Source organism: Nocardioides sp. JCM 18999 (assembly GCF_055391175.1).
In genome coordinates, this window is sequence record NZ_AP043887.1 from 2179219 (window position 1) to 2205891 (window position 26673).

Consider the following 26673-nt stretch of genomic DNA (forward strand, 5'->3'; position numbering starts at 1 on the left):
GTCCGACCGCGGTCGCGGACGGTGAACCGGTTCCGGAACATGCCGAGTTTACGCGGGCCGCCTCACACGACCAAGTTGAGGAGCAGGACGAAGACCAGTCCGGTGACCGAGAGGACGGTCTCCATCGCCGACCACGACTTCAGCGTCTGCGGGACGGTGAGTCCGAAGTACTCCTTGACCAGCCAGAAGCCGGCGTCGTTGACGTGGCTGAAGAAGACCGAGCCCGCACCGATCGCGAGCACCACCAACGAGACCTCGGCAGCGGGCAGGTCGGTGACGAGTCCGGTCATCAACGAGCTGGCGGTGATGGTGGCGACGGTGGCCGAACCGGTGGCGAGTCGGATCAGGACGGCGAGCAGCCAGGCGAGCAGGATCACGGAGACGTTGGCCGCGCTGGCCCAGTCGGCCAGGACGGTGCCGATGCCGGTGTCGACCAGGACCTGCTTGAAACCACCACCGGCGGCGACGATGAGCAGGATGCCCGCGATGCCGGGGAGGGCTGACTCGACGGTCGTCGAGATCTTGACCCGGTCGAAGCCCGCGCCACGGCCGAGGGTGAAGAAGCCGACGATGACGGCGAGGAGGAGCGCGATCGGCGGGTTGCCGAGGACGTCGAGGACCCGACGCAGCGGTGCCTCGGGGTCGTCGATGAGGACGTCGGCGAGAGCCTTGCCGAGCATCAGCACGACGGGGAGCAGGACCGAGAACATGGTGATCGCGAAGCTCGGGCGGCGCTCCGGACGCTCGACCATGTCGAACCGGGCAGGCGCCGGCACGTCCACCCACCGGGCGGCGAAACGAGCGAAGACGGGGCCGGCGAGGATCACCGTCGGGATCGCGACCAGGATGCCCAGGGCGATCGTCAGACCGAGGTCGGCGTCCAGGGAGGCGACGGCGGTCAGCGGCCCGGGGTGCGGCGGGACCAGCCCGTGCATGGCCGACAGACCGGCGAGGGTCGGGATGCCGATCGCGATGATCGAGACCTCGGCACGGCGCGAGACCAGGTAGATCACCGGCATCAGCAGCACGAGGCCGATCTCGAAGAACATCGGCAGACCGATGATCGCCCCGACCAGCGCCATCGCCCACGGCAGCGCCGCCTTGGAGGCGCGCCCGACGATCGTGTCGACGATCTGGTCGGCACCGCCGGAGTCGGCGAGCAGCTTGGCGAACATCGCACCGAGCGCGATCAGCAGGCCCACGCCGGCCGTGGTCGCCCCGAAGCCGGTGGTGAAGCTGGTGATCACGGTGCTGACGTCCTCACCCGCGACGATGCCGACGACCAGTGCACCGATCATCAGGGAGAGGAACGGGTGCACCTTCAGCCAGATGATCAGGCCGACGATCACCGCGATCCCGGTCAGGGCCGCGATGACGAGGTGCCATCCCGAGGCGACGGGCTCCGGGAGGGCGGCATCGGCCCACGGCAGGGTGGAGAGGGCGGGGAACATCAGAACTCCTTCGAGTCGAGACAGGACTGGACGAGCTCGTCGACCGAGGCGGCGACGTCGAGGACGAGGCCGGCCTCGTCGCTGGCCAACGGCTCGAGCGTGGCGAACTGGGAGTCGAGGAGCGCCGCGGGCATGAAGTGCCCGGGACGTGCGGCCTGGCGTGCGGCGATCACCTCACGGGTGCCGTGCAGGTGGACGAAGACGACGTCGGAGGCGTGCGAGCGGAGCTGGTCGCGGTAGATCCGCTTGAGCGCGGAGCAGCTCATCACTCCCCCGCTGCCCTCGTGCCGGTGGAGCCACTCACCGATCGTGTCCAGCCACGGCCGGCGATCCTCGTCGTCGAGCGGTGTGCCGGAGGACATCTTGTCGATGTTCGCCTGCGGGTGGAGGTCGTCGGCATCCTCGAACGGGACACCGAGCCGACCGGCGATCGCGGCCCCGACGGTCGACTTCCCCGACCCCGAGACACCCATCACCACGAGCAACGGAGCAGCCTGGGCACTCTTCGCCATCCGTCCTCCACCTTCCTCGTCGTGTCACCACCGGATGTGGCGACCGTCACAGCGAACCTCATTAAGTATTACTTTTGCAAGACCTTGACGCCAAAAGATCGGCTCTTTCGCTGAAAGATGTGTCGTGGGAGCATGACTGCCATGACGAGCGAGCCCTCTTCCAGTACCCCGGCATCGGGGGCTTTGCACGGTGCAGTGCTGGACGCCCTCGGCACGGCGCTCGTCTCCGGCGCGACCCCGGTCGACACCGTGCTCACCCTGGAGCGGCTCGGCCAGGAGTACGGCGTCTCCCGGACCGTGGCCCGCGAAGCGGTGCGGGTGCTGGAGTCGATGGGACTGGTCGCCTCCCGGCGCCGGGTCGGGGTCACCGTGCAGCCCCGCTCCTCCTGGCACGTCTTCGACCCGCGGGTGATCAAGTGGCGCCTGGCCAGCGAGGACCGGGTCGCCCAGCTGGTCTCGCTCTCGGAGCTGCGCCGTGGCATCGAACCCGTGGCCGCAGCGCTGGCCGCCGAACGGGCCAGCACCGACCAGCGGCGCGCCCTGGCCGCGGCCGTGAGCGACATGGAGATCTACGGCGAGTCAGGCGACCTCGAGGCCTACCTGCTCGCCGACCAGCGCTTCCACCGCACCCTGCTCGAGGCCAGCGGGAACGAGATGCTCGCCGCACTGGGCGACGTCGTCGCCGAGGTCCTCGGCGGGCGGACCCATCACGGGCTGATGCCCCACCGCCCGAACCCCGAGGCGATCGCGCTGCACGACGCGGTCGCGCGCGCCGTACGGATGAAGGAGGCCCGCACCGCCGAGGAGGCGATGCGGGCCATCATCGACGAGGCCGCGGCCGCCGTGGCCACGGACCTCGACGAGGTCTGATCGAGGATCAGGCGGTCAGGCGCCTTCCCCCGGGGTGGTCTTCTGGACCTGGAGCAGGAACTCCATGTTGTTCGAGGTCTTCTTGAGCCGCTCGAGCAGCAGCTCGAGGGCCTGCTGCCCGTCGAGGGCGGAGAGAACCCGGCGCAGCTTCCAGATGATCTGGAGCTCGTCCTTGCTCATCAGGAGCTCCTCACGACGCGTGCCCGACTGGACGGCGTCGATGGCCGGGAAGATCCGCTTGTCCGCGAAGTCGCGACGCAGCCGGATCTCCATGTTCCCGGTGCCCTTGAACTCCTCGAAGATGACCTCGTCCATCTTGGAGCCGGACTCGACCAGCGCCGTGGCGAGGATGGTGAGCGAGCCACCGTTCTCGATGTTGCGGGCGGCACCGAAGAACCGCTTCGGCGGGTAGAGCGCGGCGGAGTCGACACCACCGGAGAGGATCCGGCCCGACGCCGGGGCGGCGAGGTTGTAGGCACGACCCAGGCGGGTGATGCCGTCGAGCAGCACCACCACGTCGTGGCCCATCTCGACGAGGCGCTTGGCCCGCTCGATCGCGAGCTCGGCGACCGCGGTGTGGTCCCCGGCCGGGCGGTCGAAGGTCGAGGAGATGACCTCGCCCTTGACGCTGCGCTCGAAGTCGGTGACCTCCTCCGGACGCTCGTCGACCAGGACGACCATCAGGTGGCACTCGGGGTTGTTCGCGGTGATCGAGTTGGCGATCGACTGCATGATCATCGTCTTGCCGGCCTTGGCCGGGGAGACGATCAGGCCACGCTGGCCCTTGCCGATCGGCGCAGCGATGTCGATCACGCGACCGATCAGGTTGGTGGCGTCGGTCTCCATCCGGAGCCGCTCGCTCGCGTAGAGCGGGGTCAGCTTGGCGAACTCGGGGCGGCCGGAGGCCGTCGACGGGTCGAGGCCGTTGACGGAGTCGATCCGCACCATCGGGTTGAACTTGGCCTTGCCCTCGCCCTCGCGGGGCTGGCGGACCTGGCCGACGATCGCGTCACCGCGGCGCAGGCCGAGCTTGCGCACCATGGTGAGTGAGACGTAGACGTCGTCGGCCCCGGCCAGGTAGCCCGAGGTGCGGACGAAGCCGTACTGGTCGAGGACGTCGAGGATGCCGGCGGCCGGGACGAGGACGTCGTCCTCGCGGATCTCGGTGTCGATCTCGCCACGGGGACCGTTGGCACGGCCGCCGCCGGTGCCGCCGCTCGGGCGCTCGCGGTCACGCCCGCGACGACGACGATTGCGGCGCGAGCCCTCACCGTCGCCGGTGTTGGTCTGCGGGCCGTTCTCGCCGGTGCGCTGCTGGGTCTGGCCGCCCTGCTGGTTGTTCTGGGTGCCCTGCTGGGTCTGGCCGCCCTGCTGGTTGGTGCGGTCGCCGCGCTGGCGGCTGCGGCCCTGCTGGCTGCTCTGGGTGCCGTCGGAGTCGACGGGCTTCTCGGCCTGCTTCTCGGCGGGCTGGTCGGCCGACTTCTCGGCGGTCTTCTCGACCGGCTTCTCCGCCGACTTCTCCGCGGTCCGCTCGGCCGGCTTCTCCGCCGGCTTCTCAGCCTTCTTCTCGGCGCGGGCCGGGCGGCTAGCGCCCTGGGCGCCCTTGATCGCGGCGATCAGGTCGGCCTTCTTCATGGAGCCGGCGCCGGCGATGCCCATGCCGATCGCCATCGACTTGAGGTCGGCGAGCAGGAGGGAGTTGAGGCCACCGGACTTCTTCTTAGGAGAGTCGACGGGGGCTTCGGTGGTTTCCGTCACGTGAGGTCCTTCCCACGCTTGCGCAGCACACCATCAGGACGTGGTGGCTGACTGGGTGTCAGGTCTCCCTGATGAGCAGTGACCCGGTACGGGTCGTTGCCTGCGAAGATTCCAGGGAGGCGCGCCGACGAGTGCGGCGCGTCTCTTCGAGAGTAGCACTGCGCCGGAGGGCGCGCGGCATTTGTCCCGGTTTCGTCACACCGTGTCGTTCGGGCCCGGGGCTCAGCCCCGGACGCCGTCGCCGACCGCCAGCGGCACCGAGCGCCAGCCCTCCGGGCACCAGCCGGTCAGGTCGTCGCCCAGCGTGAAGGCCAGCACCGTCGGACCGGCCCCGGAGACGACCGCGGCGATCCCGGCGCTGCGCAACGCATCGACGAGGGCGAGCGAGTCCGGCATGGCCGGGCGACGGTAGTTCTGGTGCAGCAGGTCGGCGCTGGCCCGGAGCAGGTGCTCGGGCTGTCCGGCCAGGGCGGCGATCAGCAGGGCCGCGTTGCCGGTGTTGGCCGCAGCCTCGGCGTGCGGGACCGTCTCCGGCAGCAGGCCTCGAGCGACCTTGGTCTCGACACCGGTCGGCGGGATGAACACGGTGGTGGTGATCCGAGCGTCGATCGGCGCGGAGACGCTGAAGAACCGGGGCGGCTCGGCGCCCTCGTGCCCGGAGATGGTGAGCCCACCGAAGACGGCCGGGGCGACGTTGTCCGGGTGCCCCTCGATCTCGGCGGCGAGAGCGAACAGGTCGGTGTCGCTGATCTGCTCCCCACCGACCACGAGCGCGCGCGCCAGCGCGAGCCCACCGACGATCGCCGCCGAGGAGGACCCCAGGCCACGCGCGTGCGGGATGACGTTCTCGCAGCGCAGGGCCAGCCCCGTCGGCACGCTCGGCTCGACGCCCAGGACGCGGGCCGCGAGCTCGAGCCCGGCGTTGAGCGAGCGCACCACGAGGTGGGACTCGTCCCGGACGACGGTGTCGGCGCCCTCGCCGGTCACCTTGATCTCGAGGCCCGCCGGGATCACCTCGGCGGTGAGGGTGTCGCGCAGGGCGAGCGCGAGACCGAGCGTGTCGTAACCGGGTCCGAGGTTGGCCGAGGTCGCCGGCACCGTGACGGTGACCGGCCCCTCGACGAAGGTGAGTGCCATCTCAGGTCAGAGCAGGCCGGCGGCGGCCGCAGCCGCGTCGATGTCGGCGTCCACGACGATCTCCGGCACCTCGCCGAAGAAGTCGAGTGCCGTGGCCGGGTCCTTGAGGCCGTGACCGGTGACGGTGATGACCGTGGTCAGGTCGGCGTAGCTCTCCCCCGCCGCCAGGTCCGCGAGGAGCCCCGCGACACCGGCCGCGGAGGCCGGCTCGACGAAGACGCCCTCGCGCTGGGCGAGCTGGGACTGGGCGCTGAGGATCGCGTCGTCGCTGAGCGCCTTGAACCGACCGCCGGACGCGTCCCGGGCGGCCTCGGCGAGCTTCCAGGACGCGGGGTTGCCGATCCGGATGGCGGTCGCCTTGGTCTCGGGCTCGAGCACCGGGTGGCCCAGCACGAGCGGTGCCGCACCCTCGGCCTGGAAGGCACGCATGACAGGGGTCCTGGTGGAGCGGCCCGCGGCGGCGTACTGCTGGTAGCCGAGCCAGTAGGCGCTCATGTTGCCGGCGTTGCCGATCGGCATCAGGTGCACGTCGGGGGCGTCGCCGAGGCGGTCGACGACCTCGAACGCGGCGGTCTTCTGGCCCTCGAGGCGGACCGGGTTGACCGAGTTCACCAGTGCGACCGGGTAGGACTCGGCCATCCCGCGCGACATGGTCAGGCAGTCGTCGAAGTTGCCGCGGACGCGGATCACCCTCGCGCCGTGGATCAGCGCCTGGGCCATCTTCGAGGCCGAGATCTTGCCGTCCGGGACGAGCACGACCGGGGTGATCCCGGCGCGGGCGGCGTAGGCAGCCATCGACGCCGAGGTGTTGCCCGTCGAGGCGCACACGACGGCCTTGGCGCCCTCGTGCACGGCCACGGAGAGGGCGGCGGTCATGCCGCGGTCCTTGAAGGAGCCGGTCGGGTTCTGGCCCTCGACCTTCAGCCAGACCTCACCGCCGGTCTGCTCGGAGAGCCACGCCGAACGGACCAGCGGCGTGCCGCCTTCACCGAGCGTGACCGCCGGCGTCCCCTCCGGGATGTCCAGCAGCTCTCGGTACTCCTCGATGACTCCACGCCACTGGTGGGTCAGGGCAGGGGTGGCACTCACTTGTTCTCTCCTCTGAGGTCGCCCTCAACGCGCATCACGCTGGTCACTTCTCGCACGGTCTCCATGCCGCGCAGAGCTTCTACGGTGGCGCTCAGCTGAGCGTCGGTGGCCTCGTGCGAGACCACGACGAGCTGGGCGTCAGCACCGCGCCCCTCCTGGCGCACGGTCTGGATCGAGACGCCGTGGTCGGCGAACGTCGTCGCGACGGAGGCGAGCACACCCGGGAGGTCGGCCACGTCGAGGGAGACGTGGTAGCGGGTGATGGTCTCCCCCATCGGCAGCACCGCGCGGGCGGCGTACGAGCTCTCGCCGGCGCCGCGGGAGTCGACCACGAGGTTGCGGGCCACGGTGACCAGGTCACCGAGCACGGCGCTGGCCGTGGGGGCACCGCCGGCGCCACGGCCGTAGAACATCAGCTGGCCGGCCGACTCGGCCTCGACGAAGACCGCGTTGTAGGCCTCACGCACGTTCGCCAGCGGGTGCGAGCGCGGGATCATCACCGGGTGCACGCGCACCGAGACGTCCTCGCCCTTGAGCTCGGCGATCGCGAGCAGCTTGACCACGCTGTCCATCTCGCGTGCGGAGGCGACGTCGGCGGCGGTGACGTCGACGATGCCCTCGCGGTGGACGTCGGCGGCGGTCACCCGGGTGTGGAAGGCCAGGCTGGCCAGGATCGCGGCCTTGGCGGCGGCGTCGAACGCCTCGACGTCGGCGGTCGGGTCGGCCTCGGCGTAGCCCAGCTCTTGGGCCTCGGCGAGGGTCTCCTCGAAGCCGGCGCCCTGGGAGTCCATCTTGTCGAGGATGAAGTTGGTGGTGCCGTTGACGATCCCCATCACCTTGAGGATCCGGTCACCGGCGAGCGACTCGCGCAGCGGCCGCAGGATCGGGATCGCACCGGCGACGGCGGCCTCGTAGTAGAGGTCGCGACCCGCCTTGGCGGCGGCCTCGAAGAGCGCCGCGCCGTCCTCGGCGAGCAGTGCCTTGTTGGCGCTGACCACGCTGGCACCGTGCTCGAGGGCGGACAGGATCAGGGTGCGAGCGGGTTCGATGCCACCGATCACCTCGATCACCAGGTCGACGTCCTCACGAGCCACCAGCGCCGCGGCGTCGGTGGTGAGCAGCTCGGCCGGCAGCTCGATCTCGCGCGGGGCGTCGAGCCGACGCACCGCGACACCGACCAGGTTCAGCGGCGCACCGACGCGCGCCGCGAGGTCGTCGGACTGCTCCTGGAGGAGCCGGATGACCTGGGAGCCGACCGAGCCGCAGCCGAGGACGGCGACGTTGAGTGGTCGGTCATACGCACGCATGGGCTGCAGCCTATCGGGGCTCGAGGCCCGCGCGTTGCGCCGGCAACCAGGCGAGACAGGAGACGAGCGCGGAGAGCACGATCAGCACCGTCGCGCCGAGGACCGGTTCGGTGTCGGCGAGCGCGGCGAACAGGACGCTCCCGAGCGCCAGCACCACCGACTGGGCCAGCGAGTCGTTGAGCTGCAACGCCGAGGAGGCCCGGCCCGCCTCGGCGTCGCTGACCGAGGCGAGGGCGAGCACCGCCGCGGTCGGGAAGACCAGACCGACCCCGAAGGTCGCCACCGCCCAGCCGAGGATCGGCACCACCACCGGTACGACGTCGAGGGCCGCGGTCGCGACGACGGCGATGCCGACACTCACGCACGGCAGCCCGACCAGCAACGACCGTCGTGGGCGCCCGTCGAAGTACCCGACGTGGCTGGTGCACCACGATCCGGCGAACCAGCTCAGCGTCGACACGGTCAGCATCGATCCGGCCTCGGCCAGGCTGAGGCCGCGCTCGAGGATCAGCAGCAGCGGCAGGTAGGCCTCGGTGCCGATGAAGCCGACCCAGACCAGGGAACGGAGCGTGATGATCCCCGCCAGCCCGTCGGCGTGCCGCCGCCAGGTGCCGGCCGGGAGCAGTCGGGGTGCGGTGACGACGATCGCGACGGCGCCGAGCCCGAGCAGCACGGGCCAGCCCGGCACGGTGCGCTGCCCCGCGATGCTGATCGCGAAGACGCCGCCGGCGACGCACAGCGCCGCGAGCCATGGCGCCCGCTCCGCGTCGCGTCCAGCGGGGCGCGACGGGGCGCGAAGCACGAGCACCCAGGCCGCGACGGCCAGCAGCGGGACGCCGAGGAAGACCCAGCGCCAGCTCCACCACTCAGCCACGTGGGCGGCCAGCGCCGGCCCGAGGATCGCCGGCAGGACCCAGCCGGCGGCGAGGATGCTGAAGACCCGGGGACGCAGCTGCTCCGGGTAGGCCTGCGCCACGACGACGTACACCGCCACCCCGACCAGGCCCGCGCCGAAACCGTGGATCGCCCGCCCCACCAGGAAGGGCGCGATCGCCGGCGCCAGTCCGCAGACCAGCAGCCCGACGATGAAGACGGCCGTGCCCACGTGCAGCGCGGGCCGCGGTCCGGACCGGTCGATCCAGGGGCCGGCCACCGTGGTGGCGACGATCATCGCCGCGGTCGGGGCAGCGAACGAGACGGCGTACCAGCTCAGGCTCTGCAGGTCCCGAGCGATCGCTGGCATCACGGTCGACGCCGCGACCGTCTCGAAGGCGAACAGGAACGTGAGCGAGAAGACGCCGAGCGTGATCGGGAGGTAGTGACCTCGCCACGCGGACGGCGCGACCGCCGCTGCCTGGCTCATCCCAGGTCGGTGGCGAGCAGGTCCTCGACGGTCTCCCGACGGACGATGACCCGGGCCTCTCCCCCGGCGACGGCGACCACCGGCGGCCGCAGCGCGTGGTTGTAGTTCGAGGCCATCGACCGGCCGTAGGCGCCGGTCGCCGGGACGGCGATCAGGTCGCCCGGGGCGATGTCGGAGGGCAGGAACTCGTCCTTGACCACGATGTCGCCCGATTCGCAGTGCTTGCCGACGACCCGGGCCAGCACCGGCGTCGCCTCCGAGGCGCGGCCCGCGACCGTGGCCGAGTAGTCGGCGTCGTACAGGGCGGTGCGGATGTTGTCGCTCATCCCGCCGTCGACGCTGACGTAGAGCCGCTGGGCGCCGCCGTCGAGCTGGACCGGCTTGACGGTGCCGACCGTGTAGACGGTGCACATCGCCGGGCCGACGATCGCGCGACCCGGCTCGATCGACAGGTGCGGCACGGCCAGACCCTGGCGGGCGCACTCGTCGCCCACGATCCGGGTCAGCTCCTCGGCCAGGAACGCCGGCGTCGCCGGTGTGTCCTGGGTCGTGTACGCGATCCCGAAGCCGCCGCCGAGGTCGAGCTCGGGCAGGGTGGCGCCGAGCTCGGTCGCGACCCGGGCCTGGAGCTGCAGCACCCGGCGGGCGGCGACCTCGAAGCCGGCGGACTCGAAGATCTGCGAACCGATGTGGGAGTGGAAGCCGCGCAGCTCCACACCGGGCGCCTCGAGCACGCGACGGGCCGCCTCGAAGGCGAAGCCCGACGCGATCGAGAAGCCGAACTTCTGGTCCTCGTGGGCCGTGGCGATGAACTCGTGGGTGTGCGCCTCGACGCCGGCGGTGACCCGGACCATCACCCGGATCGGGGTGGTGGCGCCGAGCTCGCGGCCGAGGGCGGCGACGCGGTCGATCTCGTCGAAGGAGTCGACGATGATCCGCCCGACCCCCGCGACGACGGCGCGACGCAGCTCCATCGCGGTCTTGTTGTTGCCGTGGTAGCCGATCCGGGCCGGGTCGATCCCGGAGCGCAGCGCGACGGTCAGCTCGCCGTCGCTGCACACGTCCAGGCTGAGCCGCTCCTGGTCGACCCAGCGGGCCACCTCGGTGCAGAGGAACGCCTTGCCGGCGTAGTACACGTCGAAGCCGGCGAAGGCGTCGCGGAACGCTCGGGCGCGAGTGCGGAAGTCCTCCTCGTCGAGGACGTACGCCGGGGTGTTGATGTTGGCGACCAGGTCCGGGATCGAGACCCCGCCGACGTGCAGGTCGCCGCCCACCTTCGTCGCCGTGGTCGACCACAGCTGCGGCAGCAGGGCGTTGACGTCGTCGGGCTGCTGCAGCCACACGGGCGAGGTGCCGGTGAAGCTGCCGGGGCTGGCGTGTCCGCTCATCGGTGGCTCACATCCGCTCGGGCGCGCTGACGCCGAGCAGGTCGAGACCGTTGGCGATCACGTGGCGGGTCGCGAGCACGAGCACCACGCGAGCGCTGTTGACCGCGGTCGCCGGCTCGTCACCCTGGGGCAGCAGACGGCACTCCTTGGTGTCGTACCAGCGGTTGAACACGGCGGCGGTGTCCTCGAGGTACCGGGCGACCCGGTGCGGCTCGCGCAGGTCGGCCGCGGCACTGACCACGCGCGGGAACTCGGCCAGCGCACGCAGCAGGTCACCCTCGCGCTCGTGGGCAAGCTGCGCGGGGTCGAAGTCGGCGATCGCGCTCTCCGGGGTGAGCCCGAAGTCGACGGCGTTGGCCAGCATCCGGCACGACCGGGCGTGGGCGTACTGGACGTAGTAGACCGGGTTGTCGTTCGAGGCCTTGGTGATCTCGGCGATGTCGAGGGTGAGCGGGCTGTCGGCCGGGTAGCGCGCCAGAGAGTAGCGCAGCGCGTCCACGCCGATCTCGGCCGCGAGCTCGTCGAGGGTGACGATGTTGCCGGCCCGCTTGGAGAGCTTGACCTCCTCGCCGTTCTTCATGATCTTGACCAGCTGCCCGATCAGGACCTCGATGTTGGAGTCCGGGTCGTCGCCGGCGCAGGCGGCCATGGCCCGCAGGCGGCCGACGTAGCCGTGGTGGTCGGCGCCGAGCAGGTAGATGCAGCGGTCGAAGCCCCGGCCGCGCTTGTTCAGGTAGTACGCCGTGTCGGAGGCGAAGTAGGTCAGCTCACCGTCGGACTTGATCAGGACGCGGTCCTTGTCGTCGCCGAAGTCGGTGGTGCGCATCCAGAGCGCGCCGCCCTCCTCGTAGACGTGGCCGAGCTCCTTGAGCTGGGCCAGGGTGTCGGGCACCGATCCGGACTCGTGCAGCGAGAGCTCGCTGAACCACACGTCGAAGTGGGTGTTGAACCCCTCGAGCTGGTCCTGCTGCTCCTTGAGCTGGATCTCGTAGCCCTTCGCCCGGACGGCGGCGAGGCGCTCGGTCTCGGGCAGCTCGAAGATGCCCGGCTGCGCCTGACCGACCGCCGTGGCGAGGTCGTCGATGTAGGCCCCGGCGTAGCCGTCCTCGGGCTTCGGCAGGCCGAGCGCGGAGGCGATGATCGAGTTGGCGAAGTGGTTCATCTGGACGCCGCGGTCGTTGATGTAGAACTCGCGGGTGACGTCACCGCCCGCCGCGGACAGCACCCGACCGAGAGCGTCGCCGAGCACGGCCCAGCGGGTGTGCCCCAGGTGCAGGGGGCCGGTCGGGTTGGCCGAGATGAACTCGACGTTGACCTTCGCCCCACCGAGGGCGTTCGAGGTGCCGTAGGCAGCGCCGGCGCTCACGATCTGCGCGGCCACCTCACCCTGGGCGCCCGCCTCGACGGAGATGTTGAGGAAGCCCGGGCCGGCGATCTCGACCCCGGCGACGCCCTCGGCGGCGGTCAGCCGGGCGGCGACGGCCTCGGCGAGCACGCGCGGGGCGACCCCGGCCTTCTTGGCCAGCTGGAGCGCGACGTTGGTGGCGTAGTCGCCGTGTCCCTTGGCCCGCGGACGCTCCACCGTGACCTGGTTCGGAACGCCGTCGGGGAAGGTGAACTCACCCTCGTTGCTGAGGGCCGTCAGGACGTCGACGATCACGGAGGAAAGCTGCTCAGGGGTCACCGGACCAGCCTATCGGCGCAGCGCCACCGACTTACCTTCGCCGTCGCCCCCGAACGCAGAAGCGGATCCACTCGAGGAGTGGATCCGCAACTGATCGAACGTGCGTGCCCCCGGCAGGATTCGAACCTGCGGCACCTGGTACCGGAAACCAGTGCTCTATCCCCTGAGCTACGGAGGCAACGGGGCTTGACACTACACGGCCGTTCGACCGCACCACGAAACGGGTCCGCAGTAACCTGGGAGACATGGCTATGTCTCTGCGCTGCCCGTGCGGCGAGCGGATCGTCGACTTCGATGACACCTTCGTCGCCACCGTCCAGGCCCACCTCGCGGCCGAGCACCCCGGTCGCGAGTACGACACCGACGCGATCATGGCGTTCGCGATGAAGACCGACGACAAGAACGTCCCCGCTCGCTGAGCGGTGCACCGTGGATGCCATCGCTGTCCTGCGTGACGGGTTCGGGAGGATCGCCGAGGAGCTCCCGGGCATCCTCGACAGCCTGACCTCGGACCAGCTCGGCACCCGGGTCGGACCGGAGGCGAACACGATCAGCTGGCTGGTCTGGCACCTCACCCGGGTGCAGGACGACCACGTCGCCGAGGTGGCCGGCACCGAGCAGGTCTGGACGGCTCACGGCTTCGCCGACTCCTTCGGCCTGCCGTTCGACAGCGCCGCCACCGGCTGGGACCAGAGCGTCGACGAGGTGGGTCACGTCCAGCTCGGCGCCGACCAGCTGGCGGCGTACTTCCACGCCACCCACGAGGCGACCCTCGCGTTCCTCGACACCCTCGGAGGCGGCCCGGACCTCGACCGGATCGTCGACACCCGCTGGGATCCGCCGGTGACGCTGGGCGCCCGACTGGTCAGCGTGCTCAACGACGACACCCAGCACCTGGGGCAGGCGGCCTACATCAGGGGTTTGCTGGTCTGATCCGGTCTAATGGATGCATGCGCATCGCAGACCACGTGGTCGAGCTCGTCGGCAACACTCCCCTGGTCCGGCTGAACCGCGTCGTCCCGGCCGGTCCGGTCGTCGCGGCCAAGGTCGAGTACCTCAACCCGGGCGGCAGCAGCAAGGACCGGATCGCCGAGGCGATGATCGACGACGCCGAAGCGGCCGGGCTGCTCCTGCCCGGCGGCACGATCGTCGAGCCGACCAGCGGCAACACCGGCGTCGGCCTCGCTCTCGTCGCCCAGCGGCGCGGCTACCACTGCGTCTTCGTCTGCCCCGACAAGGTCAGCGAGGACAAGCGCAACGTGCTCAAGGCGTACGGCGCCGAGGTGGTCGTCTGCCCGACGGCCGTCGCACCGGAGCACCCCGACTCCTACTACAACGTCTCCGACCGCCTGGCCTCGCAGCCGGGCGCCTGGAAGCCCGACCAGTACTCCAACCCGGCCGGGCCGCGCTCGCACTACGAGACCACCGGGCCCGAGATCTGGCGCGACACCGAGGGTCGTGTCACCCACTTCGTCGCCGGCGTCGGCACCGGCGGCACGATCAGCGGCACCGGCAAGTACCTCAAGGAGGTCTCCGGCGGAGCGGTGAAGGTGATCGGGGTCGATCCCGAGGGCTCGGTCTACTCCGGCGGCACCGGGCGCCCGTACCTGGTCGAGGGCGTGGGCGAGGACTTCTGGCCGACGGCGTACGACCCGGAGATCCCGGACGAGATCATCGCGGTCAGCGACGCCGACGCCTTCGAGATGACCCGACGTCTGGCACGCGAGGAGGGCCTGCTGGTCGGCGGTTCGTGCGGCATGGCCGTGGTCGCTGCGGCCCAGGTCGCCGAGCGCATCAAGGACACGGAACCTGACGCGGTGATCGTGGTGCTGCTGCCCGACGGCGGCCGCGGCTACATGTCCAAGGTCTTCAACGACGACTGGATGCGCTCCTACGGCTTCCTGCGCAGCACCTTGGAGGGCACCGAGCCCGACCACCCGACGGTCGGCGAGATCCTCCGCTCCAAGTCCGGCCGGCTGCCCGACCTGGTCCACACCCACCCGCAGGAGACGATCCGCGACGCGATCGAGATCCTGCGCGAGTACAACGTCTCGCAGATGCCGGTCGTCGGTGCCGAGCCCCCGGTCGTGATGGGCGAGGTCGCCGGCTCGGTCAGCGAGCGTGCCCTGCTCGACGCCGTCTTCACCGGCCGCGCGCAGCTGACCGACGCGGTCTCGGCCCACATGGAGGCCCCGCTGCCGCTGGTCGGCGCCGGCCAGCTCGCCGCCGAGGCGAACGAGCTCCTGATCACCAGTGACGCCCTCCTCGTGATCGAGGACGGGAAGCCGTTGGGCGTCCTCACCCGCCACGACCTCTTGGGAATGCAGATATGACGAACGACCACCCCGCCGAGAACCCCACCGAGACCGGGTTCGCGACCCGCGCCATCCACGCCGGGCAGGAGCCCGACCCCCGCACCGGCGCGGTGAACGTGCCGATCTTCGCCTCCTCCACCTTCGCCCAGGACGGCGTCGGCGGGCTGCGCGAGGGCTTCGAGTACGCCCGCACCGGCAACCCGACCCGGGCCGCGCTGGAGACCGCCCTGGCAGCCCTCGAGGGCGGTCGGCACGGGCGCGCGTTCTCCTCCGGGATGGCTGCGACCGACGCCGCCCTGCGGGCGATGCTGCGCCCGGGCGACCACCTGGTCATCCCCAACGACGCCTACGGCGGCACCTTCCGGCTGATCGACAAGGTGCTCACCCACTGGGGGATCACCTACGACGTCGCCCCCGTCGACGACCCGGACGCGATCGCGCGCGCCTGCACTCCGGCGACCAAGCTGGTCTGGATCGAGTCCCCGACCAACCCGCTGCTGACCACCGCCCCGATCACCGAGGTGGCCGCGGTCGCGCACGGTGCCGGTGCCCGGCTGGTCGTCGACAACACCTTCGCGACGCCGTACTACCAGGAGCCGCTCCGGCTCGGTGCCGACGTCGTGCTGCACTCGACGACGAAGTACCTCGGCGGGCACTCCGACGTGGTCGGCGGTGCCCTGATCACCAACGACACCGAGCTCGACGCGGCGTTCGGCTTCCTGCAGAACGGCGCCGGCGGTGTCCCCGGCCCCTTCGACGCCTTCCTGACCCTGCGCGGGCTCAAGACGCTGGCGATCCGGATGGAGCGGCACACCGCCAACGCGGCCGCCGTGGTGAGCATGCTGGAGGCGCACCCGGCGGTGAGCGAGGTCCGCTGGCCGGGCTTCGCCGGGATGGTCTCGATCCGGATGACCGGCGGCGCCCCGGCAGCACTGGACCTGTGCGCCCGGCTGCGGATCTTCACCCTCGCCGAGAGCCTCGGCGGGGTGGAGTCACTCGTCGAGCTGCCGGCGGCGATGACCCACGCCTCGACCGCCGGATCCCTGCTCGAGGTCCCCGAGGACCTGGTCCGGCTCAGCGTCGGGATCGAGGACGTCGCCGACCTGCTCGCCGATCTGGATCAAGCACTCATCTGACCGGACCCCTTCCGCAAAACTAGAACTTGTTCTACGTTTTGCCTCATGTCGCAAGTGATCCCCGCCACACCGCTCCGTGTGGCCGTCTGGTCGACCGGAACCATCGGCCGCCACGCCATCGCCGGAATCGATGCCCATCCCGACCTCGAGCTCGTCGGGGTCTGGACCTCGACGCCGGCCAAGCACGGGGTCGATGTCGGCCAGCTCGCCGAGCTCGGCCGCGACCTGGGCGTCCTGGCCACCACCGACCGCGACGAGATCCTTGCGCTCGAGCCGGACTGCATCCTGCACGCCGCGATGACCGACGACCGGCTCTTCGAGTCGATCGACGACCTGCGCGGCCTGCTCGAGGCCGGGATCAACGTGGTCTCCTCGGGTCCGGTCGTCCTGCTCTACCCCTACGGCGTGTTCGGTGACGACGTGGTCGGACCGCTGCAGAAGGCAGGAGAGGCGAACAACGCCAGCCTGCACGTCAACGGCATCGACCCCGGCTTCGCCAACGACGTCCTGCCCCTGGTGATGACCTCGCTCTCCCAGCGCATCGACCACGTCCGGGTCAGCGAGATCGCCGACTACTCGACCTACTACCAGCCGGTCGTGATGAAGGACATCTACGGTTTCGGTGCTCCGCTGGAGACCCGGCCGATGCTGTGGGAGCCGGGCATCCTGTCGAGCGCCTGGGGCCCCGTCGTCCGGGTGATCGCCGCCGGCCTGGGGCTCACGCTGGACGAGCCGCTCACCGAGTACGTCGAGCGCCGTCCCGCGACCCGTGACAAGGACACGATCAGCGTCGACATCGCCGCGGGCACGATGGGCTCGGTCCGGTTCGGCGTCGTGGGCACCGTCGACGGCGTGCCGCGGGTCACCCTCGACCACGTCACCCGGACCGACGCGGAGTCCGACCCCGACTGGCCCTCCCCCCACGAGGGCGACGGCTGCTACCGGATCGAGATCACCGGTGAGCCGATGATGAAGGTCGAGTTCTCCCACCACGGCGAGAACGGCGACCACAACGTCAGCGGCATGATCGTGACCGCCCAGCGGCTGGTGAACGCGATCCCCGCGGTCGTCGCGGCCAAGCCCGGCCTGGTCACCCCGCTCGACCTGCCCCTGGTCACCGGTCGCGGACTGGTGACGCGATGAGCATCCTGGACCGCTTCACCCTCGACGGCCACGTCGCGATCGTCACCGGCGCGGGCCGCGGGATCGGCGCTGCCACGGCGATCGCCCTGGCCGAGGCCGGCGCCGACGTCGTGATCTCGTCGCGGACCGAGGCCCAGCTCAACGGCGTGGCCGAGCAGATCCGCGCCGTGGGCCGCCAGGCCCTGGTCGTGCCGGCCAACCTCGCCAAGCTCGACCAGGTCGAGGCGCTGGTCGAACGGGCGCACGAGGCCTTCGGTCGTCTCGACATCGTGGTCAACAACGTCGGCGGCACCATCCCCAACGCGTTCCTCGACACCGACGTGGACTACCTCGAGGAGGCGTTCCGGTTCAACGTCTCGACCGCGCACGCGCTCAGTCGTGCCGCGGTGCCGCTGATGCTCAAGACCGTCGACGACTCCCACCAGAAGTCGATCGTCAGCATCAGCTCGATGATGGGTCGCACCGCCGCCCGCGGCTACCTCGCCTACGGCACCGCCAAGGCGGCGCTCGCGCACTGGAGCCGGCTGGCGGCCACCGACCTGGCCCCGAACATCCGGGTCAACGGCATCTACGTCGGCTCGGTGATGACCAGCGCCCTGGAGTTCGTCGCCGGCGTGCCGGAGATGAAGGACCAGATGGAGACCCGGACCCCGCTCGGGCGGATCGGGGAGGCCGAGGACATCGCCGCTGCGGTGGTCTACCTCTCCTCGCGCGCCGGCAAGTACATCACCGGCAAGCTGCTCGAGGTCGACGGCGGGATCCAGGAGCCGAACCTCGACCTGGGTCTGCCCGACCTCACCTGAGGCGGCCGGTCTGGCAGCATGCCGCCCATGGAGGGCACGCGGACCCAGATCACCCGGATCAAGGAGAAGGGTCGCACCGACCGAGCGGATCTCGATCTGCTCCTCGATGCGACCTTTCTCGCTCACGTCGGCCTCGTCCGCGAGGACGGTTGGCCCGTGGTCGTCCCGACCGCGGTGGCCCGTGACGGTGACCGGCTCCTGCTGCACGGCTCGACCGGGTCGCCGTGGATGCGCGCGGCCGCGGCGGGCACGCCGGTCTCGGTCGCCGTCACCACGCTCGACGCGGTCGTGGTCGCCCGGTCGGCCTTCGAGTCCTCCCTGCACTACCGCAGCGCGGTGCTCTTCGGACGCTGCGAGGAGGTCCTCGGCGAGGCCAAGGCGCACGCGCTCGACCTGCTGACCGACCGGCTCCTGCCGGGGAGGCGGGCCGAGATCCGGGCCAGCACCGGCAAGGAGCTGGCCGCAACCCTCGTGCTGGCACTGCCGATCGTGGAGTGGTCGCTCAAGGTCTCCGACGACTTCAGCGACGACCCCGACAGCGACGTCGAGGGACCGGCGTGGGCAGGCGTGGTCCCCCTCGCCCAGCAGTACGGCGCCCCGGTCCCGCACCCGAACCTGCGGGCCGGGATCGCCGTGCCGCCGAGCGTGGTCGCGCTCAGTTAGCGGCGCCCGAGGCCGGGTCCGGCACCGTCCACGGCGACTCGCACTTGGACAACGTGCCGTCCTTCTTCGCGTCGGCGCCCATCGCGCGGGCCTGCTCCACGAACGGCTCGACGATGCTCGCCCCGCCGGGGCTGACGCCGATCCCGCCCTGGACGACGCAGTTGGTCACCTTGGTCGGGTCGATCGCGGCGAGCAGGTGGCCGAGCTTGAACAGCTCGACCGGGGAGAGGCCGGTGTAGAGGTTCTTCATCACCGAGGCGACACCGCCGGTGACGAAGCCCGGCTGCGTCGCCCGACGAGCGACCTTCTTCTGAATCGCCCGCATCACGACCTGCTGGTGCCGCGAACGGTCGAAGTCGCCGCGGAGCAGGCTGTGCCGGATCCGGGAGTAGGCCATCGCCTCGTAGCCGGTGAGGTGGATCTTGCCGGCCTGGAAGCCCTTCTCCTTCAAGTACTCGTCGTCGAAGTAGAAGGGGTTGTTGATCTCGACTCCCCCGATCCCACCGACGAGACGCTGGAACTGCTTGAAGCTGGACAGGAAGACGTAGTCCGGCTGGATCCCGACCAGGTCGCCGACGGTCTGGCCGAAGAGCTTCGGACCGCCGAAGTAGAGCGCGGCGTTGATCTTCTCGTGACCGTGGCCCGGGATCGAGACGTAGGAGTCACGCGGCACCCCGATCACAGCGGCGGCGCCGGTGCGGGTGTTGATCGAGACCATCTGGATGGCATCACCGCGGGTGTGCAGCAGGTCCTCGCCGGGACGCTGGTCGGAGCCGACGGCCAGGACGTAGACCATGTCGGAGTCGACGTCGGCGGTCCGGGCGGAGTCGGTGGCGACGATCGCCATCTGGGTGGGCTGGGAGCTCGAGTCGGGCAGGGCGACCAGGACCAGGCCGAGGATGAGCGCGAGCGCCGTCCCCGTGACGAGGCGGTGCAGGAGTGAGCGGGTCATGGGGTGGCCTCCGTGGTTGCGTCCAGGGTGATCTCCGGAGTGGTGGGTGCGGAGGCGAGCGGGACCATCGGGCCGCCCTTGATCGAGTAGCCGAAGACCTTCCAGGCACCGTCGACCGGCGTCAGGTCGAACATGCCGGTCACGCTCTGGTCCGACTCGAGGGTGCCGGTGGTGGTGAAGTCGAGGGTCCACCGCACCGTGACCCCGGCCGGGGTGTTCTTCGGCGAGAGGATGTCCAGGTTGAGGTTGCCCTCGGTCTGGGTCGCCTCGTCGATCTGGTCCGACAGCGCCGCCGAGGTGAGCAGGTCGAGGTCGTCCTGGGCCCGTGCGGCAGCCCCCTCGGTGAACTCGGTGAACGCCGCGGAGAAGTCCGAGCGGGGGAAGTCGCCGAGGTAGGCGGCGTCGAAGTAGCGGGTCATCAGGTCGGTGACCTGGGCCGAGAGGTCGCTCTGACCGGCCTCGTCGAGGCGCCCGGTGACCACGTCGACTGAGGCGTTGGTCACAACCTCCGGGGCGGTCGAGCTCGGTGACTGCGGGGAGGACGAACTGGCATCTGAGGAGCTGCATCCGGTCAGCAGAAGGCTTCCGGCGAGCACCGCAGAGCACGCCAGGATGGCTTTGCTCATGGGGAAGAACTCTCGTGTCGGTGTGGGTTAGGCGACACCCTGCCCCAAAGAGACCCCCTGAGCAGGTATTTCCATCACGGTGGGTCTAGCCTTGACCCCTGGAATCAGCGTTCAGAGCCACCCCGGAAGAGGCGAACCCAGCCGTGCCGCAGCCCACTGGCAACCAGACCAGCGAGATCCCCGACGAGTTCGGAGCCAACGAATGGCTCGTCGAGGAGATGTTCGAGCAGTTCACCAAGGACCCGGGCAGTGTCGATCCTGCTTGGGCGACGTTCTTCAAGAACGGTGGCGCTCACGCAGGTAACGGCAACGGCGGTACGACGGCCGCGGCACCCGCCCCGGCCCCCGCCGCCCCCGCTCCGACCCCGCCGGCTCCCGCCGCAGCGGCACCCGCGGCCGCCGCCCCTGCCCCCGTCGCGAAGCCGCGTCCGGCGAACACCAAGGCCGCCGAGCCCGCCAAGGGCACCTCCAACCCGGTGCCCAAGGACGCTCCCGCGCCGGCCCCGGTCGCCTCCAGCGACGAGCCGGTCTACACGACGCTGCGCGGCATCCCCGCCGCGACGGCGAAGAACATGGACATCTCGCTGAGCGTCCCGACCGCCACGTCGGTGCGCAACATTCCGGTCAAGCTGCTCTGGGACAACCGGACCGTGATCAACAACCACCTCGCTCGGGCGCGCGGTGGCAAGGTCTCCTTCACCCACCTGATCGGCTACGCGATCATCCGGGCGAGCAAGGCCATCCCGGCGATGAACAACACCTACGCCGAGGTCAACGGCAAGCCGACCCAGGTCACGCCGGCGCACATCAACCTCGGCCTGGCGATCGACCAGCAGAAGCCCGACGGCACCCGCCAGCTGGTCGCCCCGTCGATCAAGGGCTGCGAGTCGATGGACTTCGCCCAGTTCTGGACGGCGTACGAGGACATCGTGCGCAAGGCCAAGGACAACAAGCTGACCATGGAGGACTACTCCGGGACGACGATCAGCCTGACCAACGTCGGCGGCCTGGGCACCAACAACTCGGTGCCCCGTCTGATGCAGGGTCAGGCCGCGATCATCGGCGTCGGCTCGATGGACTACCCGCCGGAGCTGCAGGGCGCCTCCGAGGCGAACCTCGCCCGCGACGCGGTCAGCCGGATCATGACGATGACGTCGACGTACGACCACCGCGTCATCCAGGGTGCGCAGTCGGGCGAGTTCCTCGCCACGGTGCACAAGCTGCTGCTGGGCAACGACGGCTTCTACGACGACATCTTCCGGTCGCTGCGGATCCCCTACAAGCCGATCTGCTGGGCCCAGGACGTCGCGATCAGCCACGACGACCAGGTCTCCAAGCAGGTCCGCGTCGGCGAGCTGATCAACGCCTTCCGGGTGCGCGGTCACCTGATGGCCGACACCGACCCGCTGGAGTACAAGCAGCGCACCCACCCCGACCTCGAGATCGAGAATCACGGCCTGACGCTGTGGGACCTCGACCGCGAGTTCCCGACCGGCTCCTTCGGCCCGTCGAACAAGTCGTTCCTCAAGCTGCGCGACATCCTCGGCGTGCTGCGTGACGCCTACGTCCGCACCACCGGCGTCGAGTACATGCACATCCAGGACCCGGTGCAGCGCAAGTGGATCCAGGACCGCCTGGAGAAGCCGTTCGACCGCACCCCGCGCGAGGAGCAGCTCCGGATCCTGCTCAAGCTCAACCAGGCCGAGGCGTTCGAGACCTTCCTGCAGACGAAGTTCGTCGGCCAGAAGCGGTTCTCCCTCGAGGGCGGCGAGACCACCATCCCCGTGGTCGACGAGATCGCCGAGGCCGCCGCTGAGGCCGGCCTGCGCGAGGTCGCGATCGGCATGGCCCACCGCGGCCGGCTGAACGTGCTGGCCAACATCGTGGGCAAGTCCTACAACCAGATCTTCCGCGAGTTCGAGGGCAACATCGACCCGCGCACCGTGCAGGGATCCGGCGACGTGAAGTACCACCTCGGCGCCGAGGGCGAGTTCGTCGCCGGCACCGGCGACACGATCAAGGTGTCGGTGGCGGCCAACCCGTCCCACCTCGAGACCGTCGACCCGGTCCTGGAGGGCATCGCCCGCGCCAAGCAGGACGTCCTCGACCAGGGCGGCGCCTACCCGGTGCTGCCGCTGCTGATCCACGGTGACGCGGCGTTCGCCGGTCAGGGCGTGGTCGCCGAGACCCTGCAGCTGGGCCAGCTCCGCGGCTACCGCACCGGCGGCACGATCCACCTGATCATCAACAACCAGGTCGGCTTCACCACCTCCCCCGGCTCGTCGCGCTCCTCGCTCTACGCGACCGACGTGGCCCGGATGGTGCAGGCGCCGATCCTGCACGTCAACGGCGACGACCCGGAGGCCTGCGTCCGTGCGGCCCGGCTCGCCTTCGACTACCGGCAGAGGTTCCACAAGGACGTCGTCATCGACCTCGTCTGCTACCGCCGCCGCGGCCACAACGAGGGTGATGACCCGTCGTTCACCCAGCCGCTGATGTACGACCTGATCGAGAAGAAGCGCTCGGTGCGCAAGCTCTACACCGAGTCCCTGATCGGTCGTGGCGACATCACGCTCGAGGAGGCCGAGGAGGTGCTGCGCGACTACCAGAACCAGCTGGAGCGCGTCTTCACCGAGGTCCGTGACGCCGACACCAAGCCCGAGCAGTGGGAGACCGTGCCGGAGTACCCGACCAAGCCCGCGGGCGAGGCCACCACGGCCATCTCGGACGAGGTGCTCAAGCGGATCGCCGACGCCTACGTCACCCCGCCGGAGGGCTTCACCGTCCACCCGAAGGTGATGCCGCAGCTGCAGCGTCGTTCCACCTCGATCTCCGAGGGTGGCATCGACTGGGGAACCGGTGAGCTGCTCGCCTTCGGTTCGCTGCTGATGGAGGGTCGTCCGGTCCGTCTGGCCGGCCAGGACTCGCGTCGTGGCACGTTCGCCTCGCGGTTCGCGACGATCATCGACCGGGTCAACGCCGACGAGTGGACCCCGCTGGCCCACCTGTCCGAGGACCAGGCCAAGTTCTACGTCTACGACTCGCTGCTCTCGGAGTACGCCGCCCTCGGGTTCGAGTACGGCTACTCGGTCGCCCGTCCCTCCGCGCTGGTGCTGTGGGAGGCCCAGTTCGGTGACTTCGTCAACGGCGCGCAGAGCGTCATCGACGAGTACATCTCGGCCGGCAAGACCAAGTGGGGCCAGGACTCGGGCGTCGTGCTCCTCCTCCCCCACGGGTACGAGGGCCAGGGTGCGGACCACAGCTCGGCGCGCATCGAGCGCTTCCTGACGCTGTGCGCCGACGACGCCATGGTCGTGGCTCAGCCGTCGACCCCCGCGTCGTACTTCCACCTGCTCCGCCGGCACTCGCTCGGTGAGATCCACCGCCCGCTGATCGTCTTCACCCCGAAGTCGATGCTGCGTCGCAAGGAGGCCGCCTCGGCGCCCGAGGACTTCACCTCCGGCACCTTCGCGCCGGTGATCGCCGACACCACCGTCGACCCGGCCGCGGTCTCCACGGTGCTGCTGGTCTCGGGCCGTCTCACCTGGGACCTGGTCGTCGAGCGCACCAAGCGGTCGCGCAACGACGTCGCCATCGTCCGGGTCGAGCAGCTCTACCCGTGGCCGACCGCCGAGGTCGCCGCCGAGCTGGCGAAGTACCCGAACGCCAAGGTCAAGTGGGTCCAGGACGAGCCCGCGAACCAGGGCCCGTGGCCGTCGTTCGCGCTCAACGTCTTCGCCCCGCTGGGTGTCGCCGCCGAGCTGATCAGCCGGACCGCGTCCTCGACCACCGCCGTCGGCACCGCCAAGCGCCACCTCGCCGAGCAGGCCGACCTGCTCGACCGGGCGTTCAGCTGAGGCCTGACCGACCCATGTACCACACCGACCGAGGCCTGGAGGAGCTCGAGCGACGCCGCGGTGAGGAGGAGATCTCCTTCGCCTGGCTCGCCGAGCACCTCCAGGTCTTCGTCGATGTGCACCCGGAGTTCGAGACCCCGATCGAGAGGCTGGCCACCTGGCTGGCCCGGCTCGACGATCTCGACGACGAGGACTGACGCAGATCAGACCCTCCTGGAGCGGCGCTCCTGACCTCGCCATCACGGCTGATCCGACCCCACCGGCACTGCGCGCAGCAGCGATCTCGGCGAAGGTCGGCCTGATCCTGCTGCTCGCCCTGGCCCTGCTCTTCCCCGATTCCGGCAACCTGCGCGACAAGGCTGCCGGCCTCCGTGCCATCGGTTATCCGCTGGCGTCGTGCACGGTGCTCGCGCTCTGGTGGCTCTTCGACCGCGACCGGACCGCCGTCCCGTGGCTGGCCGACCTGCTGGTCACCCTGACGTGCTTCACCGACATCCTGGGCAACCGGATGGACCTCTACGACACCGTGGTCTGGTTCGACGACTGGATGCACTTCATGAACGTCGGCCTGCTCGTCACGGCGGTCCTGCTGCTGACCAAGAAGCCGGGCGACGGCCTGCCGAGCCTGCTCGAACGCGCGCTGGCGTTCGGCGCCACGGCCGCGATCGCCTGGGAGATCGCCGAGTACTTCGCCTTCATCAGCCACTCCACGGAGCGTAGGTTCGCCTACGCCGACACCCTCGGGGACCTCGGCCTGGGAGTGCTGGGCGCCGTCGTCGCGGCGGTCGTCGTCCACCAGGCCTGGCAGCGCCGCGTCCCGCGCCTGACCTGACGTCCGGGCGTCAGAGGGTCAGGACGATCTTGCCGAAGACGTCGCCCTCGGCCATCCGCTCGAAGCCCTGACGGGCCTCGGACATCGGCAGGGTGGCGTCGATCAGCGGCCGCGTCCCCGTGGCGTCGAGGAGCGCGACCAGCGACGCCAGCTCCGAGCGCGTCCCCATCGTGGACCCGATCACCCGCAGCTGCAGGAAGAAGATGTGGGTCAGCATCGCGTCATCGAGCTGCGGCCCGGACGTCGTCCCGGAGATGACCAGGGCGCCGCCCGGCTTGAGCGCACGGATCGAGTGCTCCCAGGTCGCCCGGCCGACGGTCTCCATCACGGCGTCGACCTTCTCCGGCAGCCGCTCGCCGCTGGCGAGGACCTCGTGCGCACCGATCTCGAGGGCGCGCTGACGCTTGGCCGCGTCCCGGCTGGTCGCGAAGACCCGCAGCCCGGCGGCCCGGGCGAGGATGATGCACGCCGTCGCGACACCGCCGCCGGCTCCCTGGACCAGCACCGAGTCGCCGGGGCGCAGCTCGCCCTTGACGAAGAGCATCCGGTAGGCGGTCAGCCACGCGGTCGGGAGGCAGGCCGCCTCCGCGGCGGAGAACCCGTCGGGCAGCGCGATCACGTTGCTGCGCGGCACGATCACCCGCTCGGCGAAGGTCCCCTGGTGCACCTCGGAGAGCAGCGAGCGGCGCGGGTCGATGGTCTCGTCGCCGACCCAGTCCGGCGAGGCGATCACGGAGTGCACCAGCACCGGTCGCCCGTCCTCGTCCAGGCCGGCCGCGTCGCAGCCGAGGATCATCGGCAGCCGGTCCGCCTTGAGGCCCTGCCCCTTGAGGGACCAGAGGTCGTGGTGGTTGAGGCTGGCCGCCTTCACCTCGACGGTGGTCCAGCCGGCCGGCGCGACGGGCTCGGGACGCTCTCCGAGGACGAGGCCGCTGAGCGGATCGGCGGCGGACTGCGAGGCGGCGTAGACGGCGAACATCAGCGCAGTGTGGCACAGAACGGCAGCCGCGGGAGCCGGGCTCGTACGACGGCCAGGACCGCCGCGTCGGGCACCGTCCCACGGTGTCGGGAGTCGACGCCCTCGTCCGGATTGTCCGAGAGCAGCCACCACCCACCGGCGCGCCGCTCGGTGACCCGTTTGACCGCGATCGTGCCGTCGGCGAACCGGGCGATCACCATCCGGCCCGGCACCGGCGCGGCGCCGTACTTGACCCAGAGGACGTCGCCGGCGCGCAACGTCGGTTCCATGGATCGACCCCTGACGCGCGCGAACCCGTACACGGGAGTAGTGTCGCAGTGCAGCCGATGCACGAGCATCCGCGTGCACTTTTCGGAAGTGACTTCAGAGGAGAGGAACGTCGCATGTTCTCGCGCTTCGCCCACCTGCTTGCCCCCACTGTTGAGGTTTCGGCCCACTGCGACCTGCCGTGCGGTGTCTACGACCCCGCCCAGGCCCGCCTCGAGGCCGAGTCCGTGAAGGCCTGCATCACCAAGGCCAACGCGTCGGACGACGAGAGCTTCAAGGCTCGCGCGCTGTCGATCAAGGAGGAGCGCTCCGACCTCGTGAAGCACCACCTGTGGGTGCTGTGGACCGACTACTTCAAGCCCCCGCACTTCGAGAAGTACCCGCAGCTGCACCAGCTGTTCAACGACGCCACCAAGCTGGCCGGTGCCGGCGGCACGAAGGCGAGCTGGGACGAGGCCGTGGCCGACCAGCTGCTCGGCAAGATCGACGAGATCGCCGACATCTTCTGGGAGACCAAGAAGGCCGCCTGAGCCTGTCTCCC

At 70.3% G+C, this 26673-nt stretch carries 25 protein-coding genes and 1 tRNA gene; 12 read left to right on the forward strand and 14 right to left on the reverse strand.

What is annotated here, in order from left to right; all coding sequences use genetic code 11:
* Positions 1–62: 62 nt before the first annotated feature.
* Both ACZ5J1_RS10590 and ACZ5J1_RS10595 read right to left on the reverse strand, forming a co-directional pair.
* Positions 63–1451, reverse strand: coding sequence for a GntP family permease (locus tag ACZ5J1_RS10590; protein ID WP_464558516.1), 1389 nt, complete (start codon positions 1449–1451; stop codon positions 63–65).
* Complete coding sequence (locus tag ACZ5J1_RS10595) at positions 1451–1963, reverse strand: gluconokinase (RefSeq protein WP_464558518.1); 513 nt, start codon at positions 1961–1963, stop codon at positions 1451–1453. Before ACZ5J1_RS10595 ends, ACZ5J1_RS10590 begins: the two co-directional genes overlap by 1 nt.
* Before the next feature lie 141 nt (positions 1964–2104).
* Between ACZ5J1_RS10595 and ACZ5J1_RS10600 the strand changes: the two genes are divergently transcribed.
* Positions 2105–2833 carry a FadR/GntR family transcriptional regulator gene (locus tag ACZ5J1_RS10600; protein WP_464558520.1) on the forward strand — a complete coding sequence of 243 codons (729 nt, stop codon included), beginning with the start codon at positions 2105–2107 and terminating at the stop codon, positions 2831–2833.
* A 15-nt stretch (positions 2834–2848) separates the two neighbouring features.
* Here the strand turns inward: ACZ5J1_RS10600 and rho are convergent, their stop codons facing one another.
* The 8 genes from rho to ACZ5J1_RS10640 form a co-directional block, all read right to left on the reverse strand.
* Entirely contained in the window at positions 2849–4504 is a 1656-nt protein-coding gene (rho, locus tag ACZ5J1_RS10605; RefSeq protein ID WP_464564770.1) for a transcription termination factor Rho, read from the reverse strand.
* 309 nt (positions 4505–4813) lie between these two features.
* Positions 4814–5728: a homoserine kinase gene (gene thrB, locus ACZ5J1_RS10610; protein WP_464558522.1), complete on the reverse strand. Its 915-nt coding sequence runs from the start codon at positions 5726–5728 to the stop codon at positions 4814–4816.
* A gap of 6 nt (positions 5729–5734) precedes the next feature.
* Entirely contained in the window at positions 5735–6817 is a 1083-nt protein-coding gene (gene thrC, locus ACZ5J1_RS10615; RefSeq protein WP_464558524.1) for a threonine synthase, read from the reverse strand.
* Complete coding sequence (locus tag ACZ5J1_RS10620; protein ID WP_464558526.1) at positions 6814–8124, reverse strand: homoserine dehydrogenase; 1311 nt, start codon at positions 8122–8124, stop codon at positions 6814–6816. Before ACZ5J1_RS10620 ends, thrC begins: the two co-directional genes overlap by 4 nt.
* 10 nt (positions 8125–8134) lie before the next feature.
* A complete protein-coding gene (locus ACZ5J1_RS10625) occupies positions 8135–9487 on the reverse strand; it encodes an MFS transporter (RefSeq protein WP_464558528.1) in 1353 nt (450 codons plus the stop codon).
* Positions 9484–10875, reverse strand: coding sequence for a diaminopimelate decarboxylase (gene lysA, locus ACZ5J1_RS10630; protein WP_464558530.1), 1392 nt, complete (start codon positions 10873–10875; stop codon positions 9484–9486). Before lysA ends, ACZ5J1_RS10625 begins: the two co-directional genes overlap by 4 nt.
* Positions 10876–10882: 7 nt before the next feature.
* Positions 10883–12559 carry an arginine--tRNA ligase gene (gene argS / locus ACZ5J1_RS10635; protein WP_464558532.1) on the reverse strand — a complete coding sequence of 559 codons (1677 nt, stop codon included), beginning with the start codon at positions 12557–12559 and terminating at the stop codon, positions 10883–10885.
* 105 nt (positions 12560–12664) lie between these two features.
* Positions 12665–12737, reverse strand: a tRNA-Arg gene (locus ACZ5J1_RS10640).
* A 67-nt stretch (positions 12738–12804) separates the two neighbouring features.
* Here ACZ5J1_RS10640 and ACZ5J1_RS10645 point away from each other — a divergent pair.
* The 7 genes from ACZ5J1_RS10645 to ACZ5J1_RS10675 are packed head-to-tail and all read left to right on the forward strand — an operon-like array spanning position 12805 to position 18619.
* Positions 12805–12978, forward strand: a complete 174-nt coding sequence (locus ACZ5J1_RS10645) for a hypothetical protein (protein WP_464558534.1) — start codon at positions 12805–12807, stop codon at positions 12976–12978.
* Between the two features lie 10 nt (positions 12979–12988).
* The gene (locus tag ACZ5J1_RS10650) at positions 12989–13492 is read left to right on the forward strand and encodes a mycothiol transferase (protein WP_464558536.1); all 504 of its coding nucleotides are present in this window, start codon (positions 12989–12991) and stop codon (positions 13490–13492) included.
* A 17-nt stretch (positions 13493–13509) separates the two neighbouring features.
* Positions 13510–14892: a cystathionine beta-synthase gene (locus ACZ5J1_RS10655; protein ID WP_464558538.1), complete on the forward strand. Its 1383-nt coding sequence runs from the start codon at positions 13510–13512 to the stop codon at positions 14890–14892.
* Positions 14889–16010: a cystathionine gamma-synthase gene (locus ACZ5J1_RS10660; RefSeq protein WP_464558540.1), complete on the forward strand. Its 1122-nt coding sequence runs from the start codon at positions 14889–14891 to the stop codon at positions 16008–16010. The genes ACZ5J1_RS10655 and ACZ5J1_RS10660 overlap by 4 nt, the downstream gene beginning before the upstream one ends.
* A gap of 45 nt (positions 16011–16055) precedes the next feature.
* On the forward strand, positions 16056–17153 hold the full coding sequence (locus tag ACZ5J1_RS10665; protein ID WP_464558542.1) for an NAD(P)H-dependent amine dehydrogenase family protein: 1098 nt from the start codon (positions 16056–16058) through the stop codon (positions 17151–17153).
* Positions 17150–17956 carry an SDR family oxidoreductase gene (locus ACZ5J1_RS10670; RefSeq protein WP_464558544.1) on the forward strand — a complete coding sequence of 269 codons (807 nt, stop codon included), beginning with the start codon at positions 17150–17152 and terminating at the stop codon, positions 17954–17956. Before ACZ5J1_RS10665 ends, ACZ5J1_RS10670 begins: the two co-directional genes overlap by 4 nt.
* Positions 17957–17983: 27 nt before the next feature.
* Positions 17984–18619 carry a pyridoxamine 5'-phosphate oxidase family protein gene (locus ACZ5J1_RS10675; RefSeq protein WP_464558546.1) on the forward strand — a complete coding sequence of 212 codons (636 nt, stop codon included), beginning with the start codon at positions 17984–17986 and terminating at the stop codon, positions 18617–18619.
* Here the strand turns inward: ACZ5J1_RS10675 and ACZ5J1_RS10680 are convergent.
* Together ACZ5J1_RS10680 and ACZ5J1_RS10685 are read right to left on the reverse strand one after the other, a co-directional pair.
* A complete protein-coding gene (locus ACZ5J1_RS10680; RefSeq protein WP_464558548.1) occupies positions 18612–19571 on the reverse strand; it encodes an LCP family protein in 960 nt (319 codons plus the stop codon). The two genes, ACZ5J1_RS10675 and ACZ5J1_RS10680, sit on opposite strands and share 8 nt — an antisense overlap.
* Complete coding sequence (locus tag ACZ5J1_RS10685; protein ID WP_464558550.1) at positions 19568–20074, reverse strand: hypothetical protein; 507 nt, start codon at positions 20072–20074, stop codon at positions 19568–19570. The genes ACZ5J1_RS10680 and ACZ5J1_RS10685 overlap by 4 nt, the downstream gene beginning before the upstream one ends.
* A gap of 266 nt (positions 20075–20340) precedes the next feature.
* Between ACZ5J1_RS10685 and ACZ5J1_RS10690 the strand changes: the two genes are divergently transcribed.
* The 3 genes from ACZ5J1_RS10690 to ACZ5J1_RS10700 all read left to right on the forward strand — a co-directional run bounded on the left by ACZ5J1_RS10690 (position 20341) and on the right by ACZ5J1_RS10700 (position 24886).
* Positions 20341–24054, forward strand: coding sequence for a multifunctional oxoglutarate decarboxylase/oxoglutarate dehydrogenase thiamine pyrophosphate-binding subunit/dihydrolipoyllysine-residue succinyltransferase subunit (locus ACZ5J1_RS10690; RefSeq protein WP_464558552.1), 3714 nt, complete (start codon positions 20341–20343; stop codon positions 24052–24054).
* Between the two features lie 14 nt (positions 24055–24068).
* On the forward strand, positions 24069–24251 hold the full coding sequence (locus tag ACZ5J1_RS10695) for a DUF6104 family protein (RefSeq protein ID WP_464558554.1): 183 nt from the start codon (positions 24069–24071) through the stop codon (positions 24249–24251).
* A 206-nt stretch (positions 24252–24457) separates the two neighbouring features.
* A complete protein-coding gene (locus tag ACZ5J1_RS10700; protein WP_464558556.1) occupies positions 24458–24886 on the forward strand; it encodes a DUF2238 domain-containing protein in 429 nt (142 codons plus the stop codon).
* A 10-nt stretch (positions 24887–24896) separates the two neighbouring features.
* On the opposite strand, the gene ACZ5J1_RS10705 is transcribed toward ACZ5J1_RS10700, so the two are convergent.
* A complete protein-coding gene (locus ACZ5J1_RS10705; RefSeq protein WP_464558559.1) occupies positions 24897–25865 on the reverse strand; it encodes a zinc-binding dehydrogenase in 969 nt (322 codons plus the stop codon).
* Complete coding sequence (locus ACZ5J1_RS10710; RefSeq protein ID WP_464558561.1) at positions 25865–26134, reverse strand: S24 family peptidase; 270 nt, start codon at positions 26132–26134, stop codon at positions 25865–25867. Before ACZ5J1_RS10710 ends, ACZ5J1_RS10705 begins: the two co-directional genes overlap by 1 nt.
* 114 nt (positions 26135–26248) lie before the next feature.
* Here ACZ5J1_RS10710 and sodN point away from each other — a divergent pair, with 114 nt between their 5' ends.
* Positions 26249–26662 (forward strand): superoxide dismutase, Ni, encoded by a 414-nt coding sequence (gene sodN, locus ACZ5J1_RS10715; RefSeq protein ID WP_464558563.1) that lies wholly within the window; start codon positions 26249–26251, stop codon positions 26660–26662.
* Positions 26663–26673 lie beyond the last annotated feature (11 nt).

Excerpts from the sequence above, each read along its gene's own strand:
- ACZ5J1_RS10590 (WP_464558516.1), bottom strand. The coding sequence starts at position 1,451 with ATGTTCCCCGCCCTCTCCACCCTGCCGTGGGCCGATGCCGCCCTCCCG.
- ACZ5J1_RS10595 (WP_464558518.1), bottom strand. The coding sequence starts at position 1,963 with ATGGCGAAGAGTGCCCAGGCTGCTCCGTTGCTCGTGGTGATGGGTGTC.
- ACZ5J1_RS10600 (WP_464558520.1), top strand. The coding sequence starts at position 2,105 with ATGACGAGCGAGCCCTCTTCCAGTACCCCGGCATCGGGGGCTTTGCAC.
- rho (WP_464564770.1), bottom strand. The coding sequence starts at position 4,504 with ATGGCGATCGGCATGGGCATCGCCGGCGCCGGCTCCATGAAGAAGGCC.
- thrB (WP_464558522.1), bottom strand. The coding sequence starts at position 5,728 with ATGGCACTCACCTTCGTCGAGGGGCCGGTCACCGTCACGGTGCCGGCG.
- ACZ5J1_RS10620 (WP_464558526.1), bottom strand. The coding sequence starts at position 8,124 with ATGCGTGCGTATGACCGACCACTCAACGTCGCCGTCCTCGGCTGCGGC.
- ACZ5J1_RS10625 (WP_464558528.1), bottom strand. The coding sequence starts at position 9,487 with ATGAGCCAGGCAGCGGCGGTCGCGCCGTCCGCGTGGCGAGGTCACTAC.
- lysA (WP_464558530.1), bottom strand. The coding sequence starts at position 10,875 with ATGAGCGGACACGCCAGCCCCGGCAGCTTCACCGGCACCTCGCCCGTG.
- ACZ5J1_RS10645 (WP_464558534.1), top strand. The coding sequence starts at position 12,805 with ATGGCTATGTCTCTGCGCTGCCCGTGCGGCGAGCGGATCGTCGACTTC.
- ACZ5J1_RS10655 (WP_464558538.1), top strand. The coding sequence starts at position 13,510 with ATGCGCATCGCAGACCACGTGGTCGAGCTCGTCGGCAACACTCCCCTG.
- ACZ5J1_RS10660 (WP_464558540.1), top strand. The coding sequence starts at position 14,889 with ATGACGAACGACCACCCCGCCGAGAACCCCACCGAGACCGGGTTCGCG.
- ACZ5J1_RS10665 (WP_464558542.1), top strand. The coding sequence starts at position 16,056 with ATGTCGCAAGTGATCCCCGCCACACCGCTCCGTGTGGCCGTCTGGTCG.
- ACZ5J1_RS10670 (WP_464558544.1), top strand. The coding sequence starts at position 17,150 with ATGAGCATCCTGGACCGCTTCACCCTCGACGGCCACGTCGCGATCGTC.
- ACZ5J1_RS10675 (WP_464558546.1), top strand. The coding sequence starts at position 17,984 with ATGGAGGGCACGCGGACCCAGATCACCCGGATCAAGGAGAAGGGTCGC.
- ACZ5J1_RS10680 (WP_464558548.1), bottom strand. The coding sequence starts at position 19,571 with ATGACCCGCTCACTCCTGCACCGCCTCGTCACGGGGACGGCGCTCGCG.
- ACZ5J1_RS10695 (WP_464558554.1), top strand. The coding sequence starts at position 24,069 with ATGTACCACACCGACCGAGGCCTGGAGGAGCTCGAGCGACGCCGCGGT.
- ACZ5J1_RS10705 (WP_464558559.1), bottom strand. The coding sequence starts at position 25,865 with ATGTTCGCCGTCTACGCCGCCTCGCAGTCCGCCGCCGATCCGCTCAGC.
- ACZ5J1_RS10710 (WP_464558561.1), bottom strand. The coding sequence starts at position 26,134 with ATGGAACCGACGTTGCGCGCCGGCGACGTCCTCTGGGTCAAGTACGGC.
- sodN (WP_464558563.1), top strand. The coding sequence starts at position 26,249 with ATGTTCTCGCGCTTCGCCCACCTGCTTGCCCCCACTGTTGAGGTTTCG.